The organism is Phocaeicola vulgatus ATCC 8482, from assembly GCF_000012825.1.
GTDB lineage: Bacteria > Bacteroidota > Bacteroidia > Bacteroidales > Bacteroidaceae > Phocaeicola > Phocaeicola vulgatus.
In genome coordinates this window covers 3,841,216-3,856,978 of the sequence record NC_009614.1, presented here as the reverse complement: position 1 = coordinate 3,856,978, position 15,763 = coordinate 3,841,216, and the positions used below count along the sequence as shown (strand labels likewise).

12 protein-coding genes are annotated in these 15,763 nt (G+C 44.8%); 4 read left to right on the top strand and 8 right to left on the bottom strand.

The genetic code is table 11. From position 1 onward, the window contains the following. Positions 1 to 2: 2 nt before the first annotated feature. Positions 3 to 2,831, bottom strand: a complete 2,829-nt coding sequence (gene uvrA, locus BVU_RS15350; protein WP_012055521.1) for an excinuclease ABC subunit UvrA — start codon at positions 2,829 to 2,831, stop codon at positions 3 to 5. A 154-nt stretch (positions 2,832 to 2,985) separates the two neighbouring features. Here uvrA and BVU_RS15345 point away from each other — a divergent pair, with 154 nt between their 5' ends. Both BVU_RS15345 and BVU_RS15340 read left to right on the top strand, forming a co-directional pair. Next, positions 2,986 to 4,794: a PBP1 and LysM peptidoglycan-binding domain-containing protein gene (locus tag BVU_RS15345; protein WP_005853240.1), complete on the top strand. Its 1,809-nt coding sequence runs from the start codon at positions 2,986 to 2,988 to the stop codon at positions 4,792 to 4,794. Further along, a complete protein-coding gene (locus tag BVU_RS15340; protein ID WP_005846633.1) occupies positions 4,794 to 5,477 on the top strand; it encodes a porin family protein in 684 nt (227 codons plus the stop codon). The genes BVU_RS15345 and BVU_RS15340 overlap by 1 nt, the downstream gene beginning before the upstream one ends. An 83-nt stretch (positions 5,478 to 5,560) precedes the next feature. On the opposite strand, the gene BVU_RS15335 is transcribed toward BVU_RS15340, so the two are convergent. The 3 genes from BVU_RS15335 to BVU_RS15325 form a co-directional block, all read right to left on the bottom strand. Next, complete coding sequence (locus BVU_RS15335; protein WP_005846634.1) at positions 5,561 to 6,013, bottom strand: DUF4293 domain-containing protein; 453 nt, start codon at positions 6,011 to 6,013, stop codon at positions 5,561 to 5,563. Between the two features lie 249 nt (positions 6,014 to 6,262). Beyond that, complete coding sequence (locus tag BVU_RS15330; RefSeq protein ID WP_005846636.1) at positions 6,263 to 6,598, bottom strand: DNA-directed RNA polymerase subunit omega; 336 nt, start codon at positions 6,596 to 6,598, stop codon at positions 6,263 to 6,265. A 16-nt stretch (positions 6,599 to 6,614) separates the two neighbouring features. Next, a complete protein-coding gene (locus BVU_RS15325) occupies positions 6,615 to 7,451 on the bottom strand; it encodes an outer membrane protein assembly factor BamD (protein WP_005853238.1) in 837 nt (278 codons plus the stop codon). Between the two features lie 165 nt (positions 7,452 to 7,616). Here BVU_RS15325 and uvrB point away from each other — a divergent pair, with 165 nt between their 5' ends. Further along, positions 7,617 to 9,650, top strand: coding sequence for an excinuclease ABC subunit UvrB (gene uvrB / locus BVU_RS15320; protein ID WP_005846639.1), 2,034 nt, complete (start codon positions 7,617 to 7,619; stop codon positions 9,648 to 9,650). A gap of 166 nt (positions 9,651 to 9,816) precedes the next feature. Here uvrB and BVU_RS15315 read toward each other — a convergent pair whose 3' ends face one another. The 3 genes from BVU_RS15315 to BVU_RS15305 all read right to left on the bottom strand — a co-directional run bounded on the left by BVU_RS15315 (position 9,817) and on the right by BVU_RS15305 (position 12,145). Beyond that, complete coding sequence (locus BVU_RS15315; RefSeq protein ID WP_005846642.1) at positions 9,817 to 10,830, bottom strand: porin; 1,014 nt, start codon at positions 10,828 to 10,830, stop codon at positions 9,817 to 9,819. Positions 10,831 to 11,020: 190 nt separating this feature from the next. Then, the gene (locus tag BVU_RS15310) at positions 11,021 to 11,623 is read right to left on the bottom strand and encodes an IMPACT family protein (protein ID WP_005846644.1); all 603 of its coding nucleotides are present in this window, start codon (positions 11,621 to 11,623) and stop codon (positions 11,021 to 11,023) included. Between the two features lie 33 nt (positions 11,624 to 11,656). After that, positions 11,657 to 12,145: a 3'-5' exonuclease gene (locus tag BVU_RS15305; protein ID WP_005846646.1), complete on the bottom strand. Its 489-nt coding sequence runs from the start codon at positions 12,143 to 12,145 to the stop codon at positions 11,657 to 11,659. Positions 12,146 to 12,343: 198 nt separating this feature from the next. On the opposite strand from BVU_RS15305, the gene BVU_RS15300 reads away from it, so the two are divergent. Continuing rightward, positions 12,344 to 14,563 (top strand): patatin-like phospholipase family protein, encoded by a 2,220-nt coding sequence (locus tag BVU_RS15300; RefSeq protein ID WP_012055519.1) that lies wholly within the window; start codon positions 12,344 to 12,346, stop codon positions 14,561 to 14,563. Here BVU_RS15300 and uxuA read toward each other — a convergent pair. Then, a complete protein-coding gene (gene uxuA, locus BVU_RS15295; protein WP_005846650.1) occupies positions 14,546 to 15,724 on the bottom strand; it encodes a mannonate dehydratase in 1,179 nt (392 codons plus the stop codon). The genes BVU_RS15300 and uxuA overlap by 18 nt on opposite strands. Positions 15,725 to 15,763 lie beyond the last annotated feature (39 nt).

Here is a 15,763-nt window from a genome sequence, read left to right as displayed (position 1 = left end):
GGTTAATTTTCCAATTCTTCTTTTATAAATTTCGGGGTATATCCTTTCTTGCTTCCGGCCACTTCCTCAGGAGTTCCGGCAGCAAGCACCTGTCCTCCGCCCCTTCCGCCTTCGGGACCCATATCGATGATATAATCCGCCAGTTTGATCACGTCCAGGTTATGTTCGATAACCAGAACGGTATTGCCTTTCTCCACCAGTTTGTTCAGTACATTCATCAGCACACGGATATCTTCGAAATGAAGCCCGGTAGTAGGCTCATCCAGAATATACATCGTTTTGCCGGTATCACGCTTGGACAGTTCCGTAGCCAGTTTCACACGCTGGCTCTCTCCGCCCGACAAGGTGGTGGAGGGCTGTCCCAGTTTAATATATCCTAACCCCACCTCTTGCAGCACTTTGATTTTATTCAGAATCTGAGGCACATTCTCAAAGAACTCTACAGCACGATTGATGGTCATGTCCAGTACATCGGCTATGGATTTACCCTTATAGCGCACTTCCAGCGTCTCGCGGTTATATCGTTTGCCGTGACAAACCTCGCAAGGTACCAGCACATCGGGCAGGAAATTCATTTCGATAGTCTTGTATCCGTTACCGCCGCAAGCCTCGCAGCGTCCTCCGGTTACATTGAACGAGAAACGCCCCGGCTTATAGCCACGGATCTTCGCTTCGGGCAGACCGACAAACAGATTCCGGATATCCGAGAATACTCCTGTATAGGTGGCCGGATTGGAACGCGGTGTCCTGCCCAGCGGCGACTGGTCTACATTCACCACCTTATCTATATAGTCCAGTCCCTCCACACTGTCATAGGGCAGAGGTTCCTGCAAAGAACGGTAGAAATGCTGTGACAGGATGGGCTGCAAGGTATCGTTTATCAGCGTGGATTTGCCACTGCCGGACACCCCTGTGACGCAAATGAGTTTTCCCAAAGGAAATTCCACATCCACATTCTTCAGGTTGTTTCCCTTCGCCCCTCTCAGCCATAAGGATTTCCCGTTACCGGGACGGCGTTCGGCCGGTATCTCTATCTTCATCTGTCCGTTTAAGTACTTAGAGGTAAGTGTTTCTGTCTGAAGCATTTGTTTCGGAGTTCCTTGGAATACTACTTCCCCACCCAAACGGCCTGCCTTCGGTCCCATATCAACCACATAGTCTGCCGCCAGCATCATATCCTTGTCATGCTCCACCACGATGACAGAGTTACCTGTGTCACGCAACTTCTTCAAGGAGTTGATAAGGCGGAGGTTGTCCCGTTGGTGCAATCCGATACTCGGTTCATCCAGAATATAAAGCACGTTCACCAGCTGGGAGCCGATTTGAGTTGCCAGACGGATGCGCTGGCTCTCGCCTCCCGAAAGGGATACCGAGGTGCGGTTCAGTGAAAGATAATCCAGTCCCACATCCAACAGAAACTTAAGACGGGTACGGATCTCCTTCAAAATCTCGGCGGCAATCATGCGCTGCTTGTCTTCCAGAAAAGGATCGACCTGTTGCAGCCAGTCATACAGTTCGTTGATATCCATGCTTGCCAGTTCATAGATGTTCTTGTCGTGGATACGGAAATGCAACGCCTCCTTGTTCAGGCGCGCGCCCTTGCATTCGGGACAAACATCAGTCTTGGCAAACTGTTCCGCCCACTTCTGGGCAGTGGCCGACGCATCTTTCTCCTGCATCATCTGGATGTACTTCACAATCCCTTCATAAGTTACAAAGTAATCGGAAGAGGTATGAATCAAGGTGCTCTTTATCTTGATACGCTCATCCGAGCCATAGAGTATTTCGTCTATCGCATCATCCGGCATATCCTTGACCGGTGTCTTGATCGTAAAATCATATTTTTCAAGCAGGGCCTCTATCTGCCAGAAAATCATGGCATTTTTATATTTGCCCAAAGGAGCGATGGCTCCTTCGTGAATGGAAAGATTCCTGTCGGGAATCACTTTGTCCACATCAATCAGATTCACATACCCCAGCCCCTTACAACGGGGGCAGGCTCCCTGCGGAGAGTTAAACGAGAAATTATGAGGGGCAGGCTCTTTATAAGACAGTCCGGTGACAGGACACATCAACCGCTTACTGTAATGGCGCACCTCCCGGGTATCGGCATCATAAATCATAATCAGCCCCTCACCCTGCTGCATGGCAGTGGCAACGCTCTGTTTCAGCCGTTTGTCGTCCTTTTCCGATACGACCAGCTTGTCTATCACGACTTCGATATCGTGGTTCTTGTAACGGTCCAACTTCATGCCGTGTACAATTTCGCGCACCTCGCCGTCCACGCGGACATACAGATAACCTTTCTTGCGCACTTGTTCGAAAAGTTCTTTGTAATGCCCCTTGCGGGTACGTACCAACGGGGCAAGCATGAATATCTTCTTACCCTGATAATCCCGGTGAATCAGGCCGATGATCTGTTCCTCGGTATATTTCACCATTTTCTCTCCCGAAAGATAAGAATAAGCAACTCCTGCACGGGCATAGAGCAAACGGAGATAATCGTATATCTCTGTCGTAGTCCCCACGGTAGAGCGGGGATTCTTGTTTGTCGTTTTCTGTTCGATGGAAATTACCGGGCTGAGTCCTGTAATCTTATCCACATCCGGGCGCTCCAACCCTCCCAGGAAATTACGGGCATATGCGGAAAAGGTCTCAATGTATCTCCGCTGCCCTTCGGCGAAGATGGTATCGAATGCCAAAGACGATTTACCGCTTCCGCTCAATCCGGTTATCACCGTCAGGCTGTTCCGTGGAATTTCGACATCTATATCTTTCAAGTTATGTACACGGGCACCGTATACATTAATCAGTTCTTTTTCTTCACTCATAATCTTCTTACTCTGCGTAATCTTTGCAAAATTAATGCTTCCCGACGAAATATTTAATTAAAAAGCCTAATAATATTTTCTATTCTTTCTATATAATGTGAATAAAACAGTTTTTTTTGTACTTTTGCCACTCAGTTTAATCAACACACTGCAAATGAAATTTATTCGAGCATTATATCTTATCGCAGCCTTGTCTGCCAGCAGCACCGGAATGATGGCTCAAACACAGTCTTCCGGCTATTTCCTGCACACCATTACCAAAGGGCAAAGTCTTTATTCCATAGCCAGCATGTATAATGTCACTACCGGTGATATCGTTAAAATGAACCCCGGCAGCGACCAGAAAATTAAAACCGGTGAAACATTGAAGATTCCACAAAAGAACATCGGAACGGAACAGCAGATGTTCCATACCATCCAGTCGGGTGAAACCTTGTACAAGCTGACACAACGCTATGGAGTAACCGCACAACGCATCTGCCAGGCAAATCCCGGACTGAGCGCGGAGAATTTCCGTATCGGACAGGTTATCGTAATTCCCGCCAAAGTGACGGACAGCGAGGAGATAATCATGAACGAGGTGAAAGCCGCACAGACTATCAGACCGGCCACCACTTCCACCCCACTGAAACCCAATTGCAGGGATATGCATAAAGTGGAACGCAAGGAAACGATATTCAGCATCAGCCGCCTGTATGGCATTACAGAAGCCGAACTGATTGCCGCCAATCCTGAGTTGCGTACCGAAAAACTGAAAAAAGGAAGGTTCCTTTGTATTCCATATCCTAAGGATACAAAGACTGAAACGCCTGTGGATAATACGCCTGCCGTAATCCCCACGGACGACCAGCTGTTTAATGAAAGCAAGAAGGAGGCACGCAAAATATCTACCATCAAAGCTGCCGTAATGCTGCCATTCATGACAGACGGCAAGGGCAACCGTGACGAACAGACACGTATGGTGGAATACTATGAAGGCTTCCTGATGGCAGTAGACAGCTTGAAGGAAAAAGGAGTATCCATCGACCTGTACTCATACGATACCCATAACAATACTTCTTCCATCAAGAACATTCTGGATAGAAGTGAATTGAAGAGCATGGATATTATCTTCGGCCCGGCTTATCCCGACCAGGTGAAACCGGTTGCGGAATTCGCCAAGAAAAACAATATCCGGCTGGTAGTACCTTTTACCTCCAAAGGGAATGAAGTTTTCAGCAATCCCGCCATCTATCAGATAAATACTCCCCAATCTTATCTGTACTCGGAAGTTTACGAGCATTTTACCCGCAAGTTTACAACCGCCAATGTTATCTTCCTGGATGCAGAAGATGGTGACAAAGACAAAGTGGATTTTATAAAAGGACTGAAAGAGGAGTTAAAAACCAAACGCATTCCTTTTACCGAATTAAAAGGGGAAAATATTACTCCGGAATCATTGAAAGGCGCGATGAACCATAGTATGGATAATGTATTCATCCCGACTTCCGGCACCAACGTGGCATTGATAAAACTGTTACCACAACTGATTGTGACCTCCCGTGACAATCCCGACTACCGTATGCAGTTATTCGGCTATCCGGAATGGCAGACCTATACCAACGACCATCTGGCCAGTTTCTATGAACTGGACACCTATTTCTATTCTTCGTTTTACACAAACAATTTATTTCCGGAAGCCGTTCAGTTCTCATCGGCTTACCGCAAATGGTACAGCAAGGATATGCTCAACTCATTCCCTAAATATGGTATGCTGGGATTCGATACAGGATATTTCTTCCTGAAGGGCCTGTCCCAATACGGCAACAAACTGGAAGACAAACTGGACAAGGTGGCTGTCACCCCTATCCAGACCGGATTTAAATTTGAACGCGTAAACAACTGGGGTGGATTTATCAATCGTAAAGTGTTCTTCGTTCATTTTACCAAGGACTTTGAACTGATTAAACTTGATTTTGAATAATGAAAAAGTATAAGAACTTCGGGCTGCTTGTACTGGCATTGCTCTTTGCATTGCCGGCAGCTGCACAGTTGGGTGAAGAACGTCATAATTTTGCCGTCGGCATCAATGGTGGTCTGAACATGAGTTCCGTCAGCTTCAACCCGAAAATCAAACTGAACACCTTGAACACCATGTCTATGGGGGTTACCATGAGATATATGTCCGAGAAATATTTCAAGATGATGTGTGGCGTGCAAATGGAAATAAACTATTCACAACGCGGATGGGACGAAAAGATAGAAGATGATTCCGGCAATTCTTACAGCCGCACCATGAATTATCTGGAAATCCCTTTCATGGCACATCTGGCATTCGGCAAGGATGCATTGAACCGGGGAGTGAAGGTCTTTTTCAATGCAGGACCACAAATCGGCTTTTTCCTGGGTGACAACGAAAAGATAAACTGGACTACTTCTACAACAAGACCGGAACACGGTAAAGAGGTGGAGAATAAATTTGATTATGGTATCACAGCCGGCGCCGGTCTGGAAGTAAGTACCGGTATCGGACATTTCCTGCTGGAAGGACGTTACTACATGGGATTGAGCGACTTTTACAAGAACTCGAAAAGAGATTTCTTCGAAAGATCAGCCCATTCATTCATAGGCATACGGCTGAGTTATCTGATAGATATTACTAAATAAAAAAAGGACTCTCTCTCATAATACAAAAGCCTGCAAGATGAATCTTGCAGGCTTTTTATATCATACATAATAATTCCCTCAGCTTATCTCAAACGGTCGTATGCTTTAACCAATACCTCATCCTTACCAATGGCGCGGATGGCAAGCCAATTCAAAATGATGGCAACCAACGGCAGACACACAGTCCATGAAGGAGAAAATGTCATAGACTCTTCTTTCAACATAAAAATAAAAGTGACCAATGTGGCATAATACCCGATCAACAAAATGGTGCTGAAAATAGTCAGACGGATTTGCAACATGCGTTTTTTGAACAAGAAGATAGTGCCGAAAGCAAGAACCGCAACAACCAGCAAAATCACAAACAAGGCCCATGGAGCATAATCTTTAGTACCATCCGCCATAGTAAGACACAGATTTGTTAAAGCGGAAACACTATAATCACTTCCTATGTATGAGCCTACAGGACTACACAGGCAAATAATAATCAAAATGGTAACAACAAGTAAATAAACAGATTGAATGCGTTGTATCATAGTCTCTTTAATTTTAATCATACAACCCGTCATTCTAAACGCAGTGAAAAACCTGAAAACACAAAGTGAATGGTTATCAGATTCCTCACTGCGTTCAGCATAACAGGGCTAATATAATGTGAGGTGCATCAAAATGTACCACAGATTACTCAGATTGATACAGTTTCCACACGAAACGACTCATGTTTCAAAATAGAACGATCTGTGTAACCTGCGGTAAAGACCTTTTGCACAGCCCCAAATGAAAAATCACTGTAGTTTCTCTTTTTCTTTAGCAGGATTACGGAAATAAACCTTGCCTTCTTCATATTCCTGAGCAGCGATCAATGTCGGTTTCGGAAGCTTTTCGTAATAACGTGAGATTTCGATCTGCTCTCTATTTTCAAAGACTTCTTCCAGGTTATCGTTGTATGAGGCAAACTCCTGCAATTTCTTTGAAAGATCATTCTTCATCTCAACACTAATCTGGTTGGCACGTTTGCCAATGATAGCAACAGTTTCATAAATGTTACCTGTGTCTGCACATAAATCCATCATGTCACGGGTAACAGTATTACTTGGAGCGTTTGTCTTTTTGTAATCCATAATTTCTTATTTAGTTTTATTCATTAAATTCTTTTACGTACTTATTGGCATCCTTGTAGATGCTCTCCACTTCTTTAGTATACTTGCTGTCGGGAAACTCATTCTTGAAAGAATAATATTCATCTATCGTTTCACGCATACGCTCTTCTTTCTTTTCCTCCACGCTCGCTTTCGCCATATCATATTTGGCACGCAAGACCAGGATAGAAAGATCTTCGCGCATCTTGGTATAGGGATAGTCTTTCAAAGCATTCTGGGCGGTAACGATGCAAGACAAATAGTTGTTACCGGTAGTGCTATAAGTACTGTTTCCTGTATAAGAGCCCAAATCATAATACAATTTCGCAGCCAGATAGTCTTTCATCACCAGCTTGTCCTGCAAATCAAAAATCATTTGCTGTGCATCCTGCCGACGGCTACTGGTAGGGAAATATTCCATAAACATCTGCAACTCCTGAATAGCCTTATAGGTGCTCGACTGGTCCAAACGAGGTTCCGGAGTATCCAGGAACAATGCTTTTCCTGAAAAATATCTGGCCTGTTCCGTATAGACCCCACGCGGATAAGTATTATAATAAGTGGTGAAATAATGCGAAGCTGTGATGAAGTCACCCTGATTATAGTAGGTCATACCCAACATATAAAGTGATTCCTCAGCCTTATCCGTTCCCTTCATGATGGTAATCAATTCCTCCAGAATGGTGGCCGCCTTAGTATTCTGCCCTTTGCCAAAGTAACTTTTGGCCGCTTCGTACTTGTATTCGTAGTCCGTGCTTTTTAAAACTTTGTTATACTCTCCACAAGACGTTAGAACCGTACCGGAGACAAGAGCTATAATGATATATTTTTTCATCTTATTCAAATAATTGCGCAAATTTACGCCTTTCCACCGAATAATGCAATATTTCCATGTTTTTAAATGCTAAAAAGTCGACAAGAGTCTATTTTTTAGAGATGAATAGATAATATCTAAGGAAATAACTGTATTTTTACATCTCATTAAACCAAACATGCTATTATGAATTTTGAATTGATTTCCGAATACCAACCCACCGGTGACCAACCGGAAGCTATCGCCCAGCTGACCGAAGGGGTGCTGGAAGGAGTCCCCGCACAAACTTTATTGGGGGTCACCGGGTCCGGCAAGACTTTCACGATTGCAAATGTAATTAAAAACATCAATAAGCCCACCTTGATATTAAGCCATAACAAAACATTGGCAGCCCAGTTATACGGAGAGTTCAAGAGTTTCTTTCCCAATAATGCTGTGGAATACTATGTATCTTATTATGACTATTACCAGCCGGAAGCATATTTGCCGTCCAGCGACACCTATATAGAAAAGGATCTGGCCATTAATGAAGAGATTGACAAATTGCGGCTGGCTGCCACCTCTGCCCTGCTGTCGGGACGGAAGGACGTGGTGGTGGTGTCTTCCGTGTCCTGCATCTACGGTATGGGGAACCCGTCGGATTTCTATAATAACGTAATCGAGATAAAAAAAGGCAAACTGCTGGACAGGAATGTATTTTTACGCCGCTTGGTGGACAGCCTGTATGTGCGTAACGACATAGAACTGAATCGCGGGAATTTCCGCGTAAAAGGTGACACGGTAGACATTTACCTGGCATATAGCGACAATCTCCTCCGGGTTATGTTTTGGGACGATGAAATTGATGCCATTGAAGAGATAGACCCTATTTCGGGAATCCGTCTGGCAACTTTTGATGAATACAAAATTTATCCGGCCAATCTTTTTATGACCACCAAAGAGAGCCAGTTGAGAGCTATTCATCAGATTGAGGACGACTTGACGAAAGAGGTGGCCAAATTCGAGGAGGAAGGAAAAATGTATGAGGCGAAACGACTCTATGAGCGCGTGACATACGATATGGAGATGATTCGCGAACTGGGGCATTGTTCGGGCATAGAAAATTATTCCCGCTACTTTGACGGGCGTAATGCAGGTACCCGTCCTTACTGTCTGCTGGACTTCTTTCCGGATGATTTCCTGATTGTAATAGACGAAAGCCATGTCAGCGTACCGCAAATACGTGCCATGTATGGTGGTGACCGGGCCAGAAAAACCAATTTGGTGGAATATGGTTTCCGGATGGAGTCGGCTTTTGACAACCGTCCTCTAAAATTTGAAGAGTTCAAGGAACTGGCCAAACAAGTGATTTATGTCAGTGCCACACCTGCCGATTATGAATTGGTGGAAAGTGAAGGCATTATCGTTGAACAGGTTATCCGTCCTACCGGATTGCTGGACCCGGTAATTGAAGTACGCCCCAGTCTGAATCAGATTGACGACCTGATGGAAGAGATACAGCAACGCATCGAGAAAGAAGAACGTGTACTGGTGACCACGCTTACCAAACGCATGGCAGAAGAATTGACCGAATATCTGCTGCGCAATGACATCCGCTGCAACTACATCCACAGCGATGTGGACACTTTGGAACGCGTCAAGATTATGGATGAATTACGTCAGGGCGTTTATGATGTACTGGTGGGTGTGAATTTGCTTCGTGAAGGTCTGGACTTGCCCGAAGTGTCTTTGGTCGCCATTCTGGATGCAGACAAAGAAGGGTTCCTCCGCTCCCACCGTTCGCTGACCCAGACAGCAGGACGCGCCGCCCGCAATATCAATGGAAAAGTAATCATGTATGCAGACCGCATGACGGACAGCATGAAAAAAACGATAGACGAAACCAACCGCCGTCGTGAAAAACAGCTGGCATATAACGAAGAGCATGGAATCACCCCCAAACAGATACAGCGTGCGCGGAATGCTGCCTTGTTGGGCAACAACAGCAACGAAGTTGCCGGAACCACTCAAGGCCCCAAGGCATACATCGAGCCATCTTCCGATACAACGGCTGCCGACCCGATTGTTCAGTATATGACCAAGCCACAGATGGAGAAAACGATAGAACGTACCCGGAAACTGATGCAGGAAGCTGCCAAGAAGCTGGAATTTATAGAAGCTGCACAATACAGGGATGAGCTGCTGAAACTGGAAGATATGATGAAAGAGAGATGGGGATAGGCTTGTCTCCTTGGCGGAAGAAGGCGCACTGCCTGTCGAGGAAAAGCCTGTTACCCGAAGAAATATCACGGATATGCCGGTGAGTTCCGGAATAAAGGCAGGGATGGAAAAGGAAAAGACAAGAAGGACAAACAGCAAAAAAGCAGGGAGTGTTCCCCTGCTTTTTTCAGAACCGTACCATTAATTCCATCACAAACTTGTCTTGTTCGGACTCTTTTGCCAAAGATAGTTTATCATAGAAATATTTCTCGTAATTAAGACGCAAATCCGCTTGAAAAGCCTTTCCAAAGCTTAATGTCACACCTCCAGTCACACGCTGGCGGGAATAATCGGTAATGTAAAGCTTACCATCCTCATCCGCATTACCGTTACTATGATCTCCCATACTGTCATAACGTCCTAGAAATGAAATTTTCCGAAACAGGCCTTTCTTGATAAACAAGTCGTAATTGACAAAGGCGTTGAAAGCATGTACATCATCAAATGAGTTTTTCGCATAAGTTTTATAAAGGTATTCGGCTTCTATATGCCAATTATCAAACTCGTAGTAAGTACCGATATCATACATATAAATGCTGATTTTATCGGGATGTATTTTCTGGGTACTCAAAGTCAAGTTATAATTTTTCCACGGCATCAATTGAAGCTTAACAGAATAATTCAACGTGTTGTGCCACTCTTTCTGATTGGTGAGTCCGGAGCCGTTGAACAGTCCGCCTTCCAGTTTCAACGGCAGTCCCTTCTTTAAAGAGAAAGCTCCGGTAGCACCCACATCACGCACATTCCCCACCTGTTTGGCTATGAACGAACGATTGGCAAAATATTGTTGGTGGGGAGATCGATGAGCGTCTATGGTGAAAGGCACACGCATCTGTCCTAGTGTGACATTCCATGTATCATTGGGGACAAAGCGGGCATATGCATCCAGCATCTTGATGCTTCCCTCATCGGACAAGTCTATTTCAGCCTTATAAGCAATTACCGGAAGAACCTTCCCGTCCAGACTGACACGGGCGTTACGTACCTGGAACCGTTGCATTCCGTTAGTGGTTTGAACTTCATATTTACCGCGGATCGTTCCATGTACTTCCGGCAGATATTCTTTAGGAATAGTCAGCTGTGCGGAAGCAGTTGCAATACTCAGCATTGTAAAAGCAGACGCTACAAGTGTATTTCTCATTTTTATTAATGTGACTTTCTTTGTTTACGGCTGCAAAGATATAGGTTCGGTATATCTGTAATATTTCATCCATATTACAAATATGTTTCATTTGATATGGGGAAGACATTTTACAGCCACATTCCGTATTCTTCTCATCTGCTGTGAACGCAGTGAATATGGCCCCAAAAATATCGACGTACCGACAGAGTTATTCAATAATACGGGCAGTTTCCACCTTCTCCAGACGTGCACGGAGTTTTCCCATCATGGATTTACGTATCCGGAGCCTCATCAGGCAATCCATATCATATGATTGCTCCAAGATGGCAGGCTCGTCTTCTTTCACAATGCGCATGATATCATTCATAAAAGGATATTCAAAGGATACGGTGATTTCTTCATCCACTGTTCTTTCCACTATATCAGCAGCAGCTATTGCTTCGGCAGCGGCAGCCTTGTAAGCGACAATCAGTCCGCTGGTTCCCAATTTTATACCTCCAAAGTAACGGACCACTATAATAAGGATATCCGTCAGCTCATTGGAATTTATTTGCCCCAAAATAGGCTTTCCTGCGGTACCCGAAGGCTCTCCGTTATCATTTGCTCTGAAATCCTTCCTTTCATGCCCCAGCATATAAGCGTAACACACATGACGGGCATCGTAATATTTCTTCTGATACGTGTCAAGATGCTGCTTTATTTCCTCTATGGTACGTACCGGAATGGCAATAGCTATAAATTTACTCCGTTTCTCCGTATATATGCCTTCGGCAATGTCTGTAATGGTTTTATAAGTATCTTCTTGTATCATGGGTTTCAGAAATCATAAATCTTTAATTATAACTCACAGAATCTGTCTGGCAATCCATGCACACGCCTCAGCATCAGCCAGCGCATGATGGTGATTCTCCAATTCAAAACCAAAAAAACCGGCCACCGTATGTAACTGGTGGTTTCTCAACCCTTTCAGCTTCCGGGAAGCCTGATAGGTACAATAAAAGTCATAATCAGGATAATCCATACAATAAGTACGGAACACGGCTTTCAAACACCCCTCATCAAAGGCTTTGTTATGCGCAACCAGCGGAAGCCCCTCTATTTTAGGAGCAACCTGCTTCCATACTTCCGAAAAAACAGGAGCATGGGCAGTATCTTCCTGTGTCAATCCATGAATACGGGTGTTCCAATACAAATAGTAATCCGGTTCGGGATGAACGAGGCTGTAGAACCGGTCGGCTATCTCACCATTTCTCACAATAACCACCCCTACACTACATATGCTGGTACGTTCATTATTTGCCGTCTCGAAGTCTATTGCTGCAAAATTATCCATACTTTTTTTCGTTACACAGACAAAGGTACGACAAAAAAGCGATATACAAAATTCTTTTTTCCGGTACAATTCCCTATCTTTGAAACCTCAGCAGCAAAATAGACCAATATCTATGACAATCAGCACTTGTGAAAGCTGAAAGATTAGACCATCTTTGCACTGTTTTTGTTTTTTAACTTAAACTAGATTTATAGTAAAATGAAAAAAATGAAATTCCCGACCCTGTTAATAGCAGCAGGGTTACTTTGTATCTCCGTTCACACAACGGCCCAACCTGGGCCCCGAAAAAAAGTGGGCGTTGTTCTCAGCGGCGGAGGAGCCAAAGGAATGGCACATATAGGTGCTTTGAAAGTTATAGAAGAAGCGGGTATCCCTATAGATTACGTGGTAGGGACCAGTATGGGCTCCATTATAGGCGGACTTTATTCCATCGGTTATACTCCCGAACAGATGGATAGCATGGTTCGCCGGCAGGATTGGTCCTTTCTGCTGAGTGACAAAATACCACGCAGCGAACAGAATATGGCGGAACGGGAGGCTTCCGAAAAATATGTATTTTCCCTGCCATTCGGTAAAAATGCCAAAACGCAAGCCGTAGGAGGATTGATAAAGGGACAGAACCTGGCAAACCTGTTCAGTGAGCTGACCGTAGGATATCATGATTCCATCGATTTCAACAAGTTACCTATTCCCTTCGCCTGTGTTTCCGAAAATATTGTAAATGGCAACGAGGTAAATTTTCACAAAGGTGTATTGGCTACGGCCATGCGGGCCAGTATGGCCATACCGGGAGTATTCACTCCGGTCCGGCTGGACAGTATGGTTCTAGTGGATGGAGGTGTGGTAAACAACTACCCTGTAAATGTAGCGCGTGCCATGGGGGCGGACATTATTATAGGAGTGGATGTTCAAAATGACTTGAAACCCGCCAACGAACTGAATAGCACCGGCAGTATCTTGGGGCAACTCATCAATTTAATGGGACTGGAACTTTATAAAAAGAATCTGAAAGAAACCGATACATATATAAAGGTGGATGTGGAGGGGTATTCTGCCGCCAGTTTCACCCCCAGTGCGGTGGACACACTGATTCGTCGGGGAGAAGAAGCGGCATTGGCACAAAAAAACTCCTTGATAAAGTTGAAGCAGGAACTGGGGCTGGACAGTACCTATATGCCGAAACCCCTTCCCAGCTATCCGTACTCCCCCAACCGCAAAGTGTATATAAAAGAAATCACCTTTGACGGATTGGACGAAAAAGACAAACGGTGGCTGTTGAAGCGCTGTGATTTGAAAGAAGACTCCGAAATAAGCCTTCGCCGCATAGAAGAAGCAACAGCCATACTATGCTCCAATCTAGAATATTCCAGCGCCACTTACAATCTGCCCGAAGCCCCCGGCGGAGGTTATAACCTGCATTTTCTTTTAAGCAAGAAATATGAGAATAAGCTGAACGTAGGAATCCGTTTTGATTCGGAAGAAACAGCCAGTCTGCTCATTAATGTCACCAGCAATTTCCGGGGAAAAGTACCCACTACGCTGTCACTGACAGGACGATTGGGCAAACGTTATGCCGCCCGCATAGATTATGGATTCGAACCGGCTCCATTGAAGAACATCGGACTGGCATATATGTTCCAGTACAATGATATAAACTTTTACCATCATGGAGATAAATCACATAACTCTACCTACCGCTATCATTTGGGAGAGTTATCCTTTTCGGATGTTTGGTACAAAAACATACGCTTTGCCGTGGGGCTGAGGTATGAATTATATGACTATGACAAATTCCTATACCAGGAAGGGAACCAAGGTTTTGACGTAGGAACAGAACACTTCTTCAGCTATTTCGCACAAATGCATTACGAAACTTTCGACAAGGCATATTTCCCTACCAAAGGCATATCAGCACGAGCGTCCTATTCACTTTATACGGATAATTTCACCAAATATGACGACCACGCTCCTTTCTCTGCCATAAAAGGCTATTGCCAGGGAGTGATTCCCGTTACACGCAGATTCTCCATACTGCCTGCCATATACGGACGTTTTCTGATAGGGAAAGATATTCCTTACTCCAAACTCAATGCGATGGGGGGGGATGTGCAAGGACGTTTCCTGCAACAGCAACTACCATTTGTCGGGATAAACAATGTGGAATTAACAAAGAATGCGTTACTGATAGGAAGCATGAAATTCCGCCAACGGATGGGAAGTGTGCATTATCTGACGTTAACGGGCAATTATGCGCTGAGTGCAAGCAAGCTGAGGTACCTGTTGGAACAGGATACCATGTTCGGCTGTGGTATAGGCTACGGTTTGGATAGTATGTTCGGCCCCTTAGAGGCATCACTAAACTATGCAAACCGAGCCAATAAAGTGAGTATGTACGTCAATCTAGGATTTAAGTTTTGATTCCTCGTTGATAACCGCCATCATGCCTTCTATCTGAGCCAAGGCCATCATACGGCCATGAAACGAATACCCCGGGTTGTATCCTTTGCCGGCATCATCCAGCATCATGCGCCCATGATCCACACGCATCGGGACACCCGGACGTTCTTTCTCAAAAATACGGATCAACTCTATCACATGAGCACGCCCTCCCAAATGAGATGCTTCTATAAAATTCCCGTTGGGAAACGCATTGGTACTGCGCAAATGTACAAAATGAGTGCGGTGTGCAAACATACGTGCCAACAAAGGTACGTTGTTATGCAATCCGGCGCTGAGCGAACCGGCACAGAATGTCAGCCCGTTATGCGGGTTATCAACCGCATGGAGAAGCCAGTTGATATCTTCCTCACCGGTCACAATACGCGGCAAGCCCAATACCTGGAAAGGGGGATCGTCCGGATGGATGCACATATTTATACCGTACTCATCACACACCGGCATGACAGCCTGCAAGAAATAACGTAAGTTTTCACGCAGGGCATCACGGTCTATCCCATCATACAAAGACAAAAGACGGCGGAATATGGTTACCGGATGCCGGTCTCCCTCCTTTATATTACCATTTACAAATCCCTGCGTCTTGACTATAATGGTATCGACCAATTCGTTTTTCTCGGCTTCGGTTATAGTCTTATCCAATTCACGCACCTGTTGTAATTCCAAATCGGTATAGTCTTTCTCCGCCCCTTCACGCTGAAGAATCATACAGTCAAAATAGGCGAACCGGATCTTGTCAAAGTACAAAGAACTGGTTCCGTCCTCCCAAGGATGTTCCAAATCGGTACGTATCCAATCAATGACAGGCATGAAGTTATAGCATACGGTCTTGATACCCGCTTTACCTAGGTTGGCAAGGCTTACTTTGTAGTTTTCTATCAATTGATCCCGTTCAGGACCGGCATATTTGATAGCTTCACTTACCGGCAGGCTTTCTACCACCGACCAGCGCAATTGATGAGATTCAATATAATCTTTTAAACTTTGGATAGCTTCCAAAGCCCAGATTTCACCGTTAGGTACATCATGAAGGGCGGTCACGATTCCTTCCACCCCGATTTGCCTAAGCATGGGAAGCGTTATCTTATCTTTCTTCCCAAACCATCTCCATGTCTTTTCCATTCGTATTATGTGTTTTAGTCTGTATGACAAAGTCTTTAT